This window comes from Hydrogenoanaerobacterium saccharovorans (genome assembly GCF_016901815.1).
Lineage (GTDB): Bacteria > Bacillota > Clostridia > Oscillospirales > Ruminococcaceae > Avimicrobium > Avimicrobium caecorum.
This window is the reverse complement of record NZ_JACSNR010000023.1, coordinates 1-1,721: the sequence shown is the minus strand read 5'-3', so window position 1 is coordinate 1,721 and position 1,721 is coordinate 1. Positions and strand designations below refer to the sequence as shown.

The 1,721-nt window shown below is 46.2% G+C and carries 1 protein-coding gene; it reads right to left on the bottom strand.

From position 1 onward, the window contains the following. Positions 1 to 1,652, bottom strand: a 1,652-nt coding sequence (gene hsdR / locus H9X81_RS11500) for an EcoAI/FtnUII family type I restriction enzme subunit R (RefSeq protein ID WP_204722166.1), incomplete at its 3' end; no start/stop codon positions are given. Positions 1,653 to 1,721: the final 69 nt, after the last annotated feature.

The following is a 1,721-nucleotide window of genomic DNA, read 5'->3' as shown; positions in this document are numbered from 1 at the left end:
TCCCATTCCGGATCAGCGAACAGGCGGGTGACATTGCGGAAATCCATGACCACAAAGTGTGTCTTGCCCTCTTTTTCCCGCAGACGGGTGCCACGGCCGATGATCTGCTTAAACTCGGTCATGGAACCAATCATCTCATCCAGTACAATCAACTTGGTCATCTTGCAGTCCGCTCCAGTGGACAACAGTTTGGAAGTAGTGGCGATGACCGGATAGGGCGACGAAACCGAGATGAAGTATTTCAGCTTTCCTTTGCCATAGTCATCTCCACCGGTAATGCGTACCACATAGTCTGAATTTTTCTTCATCATATCAGCATTGAGCTTCGCCAGAGCATCCCGCATCCGCAGAGCGGCATCTTCCGTGGCACAGAATACGATAGTCTTTGCCATACGATCGGTACTTTTCAGATATTTGGTGATTTCCTCTGCCACCTGCTGGATACGATCCTCAATGATGATGTTGTAGTCAAAATCGCTGTTAGTGTAAATCCGGTCAGGAATTTCTTCACCATAGATATCTCTCTGTCCCTTCCGGGGTCTCCAGCCCTCTCCAATGTCTGTCATAACATTGATGACCTTGAAAGGCGCTAGGAACCCGTCCTCGATGCCTTCCTTCAGACTATATGTATAAATCGGCTCTCCAAAATAGCTGAGGTTGGAGATATATTTGGTTTCTTTAGGAGTCGCTGTCATACCTATCTGAGTAGCGGACTGGAAGTATTCCAAGATTCTGCGCCAGCGGCTCTCCTCCTTCGCGGAGCCTCTGTGACACTCGTCCACGATAATCAGATCGAAAAAGTCCGGCGAAAACAGCTCACTGAAGTGTTCCCGATCATCATCGCCTACCAGCTGCTGATACAGAGAGAAATACACCTCATGGGAGGTGATGGTACTCTTGTCATCTTTGGCCACATTGATTTTATGCGTAACTTTCTCCAGAGGTGCAAAGTCCTGCTGAATGGACTGATCTACCAAAATATTGCGATCAGCCAGATAGAGTATCTTTCGCTTCATTCCACTGTGCAGCATTCTGTAAACAATCTGAAAAGCAGTATAGGTTTTCCCCGTCCCGGTAGCCATCACCAGAAGGATTCGCTGCTGCCCCCGAGCTATAGCATCCACTGTACGGTTGATAGCATTGCGTTGGTAATATCGGGGTGGATAAGTATTCTGGCTGGTATAATAGGGCTGCTCCAATATAGTTTCCTGCTGAGGTGTCAAGCCTGATTCTCTCTTATAGCGAGCTACTAACTCCTGCTCTGTGGGAAACTCCTCTAAGCTGAACTCACGTTCCTGCCCAGTCAGAAAATCATGCTCCACAAAACCGTCACCGTTAGAGCTATACGCAAAGGGCAAATCCAACATTTTTGCATACTCCATCGCCTGTTGCAAGCCATGAGAAACACCATGTGTATTATCCTTTGCCTCCACAACAGCGATTGGATTATTGGCATTCAAATATAAAATATAGTCTGCCCGTTTGGGTCTTTCACGAAATACAAAGTTACCTTTCAGGTTGATCTTACCGTCTGTAATACGGGTTTCCATTGTAATTTTTTCTCGATTCCACTTCGAAAGGATAGACGGTGTGATGTACTGCAGTTTAATATCTTCCTCGCTCATCTGATGCTTGGGTAAAATTGTATTCATTGCCGCTCCTCCTTTCAAATTATCGTGATTTACAAAGTCTAACTTTTGGGCTTATTTCATCAACCACTG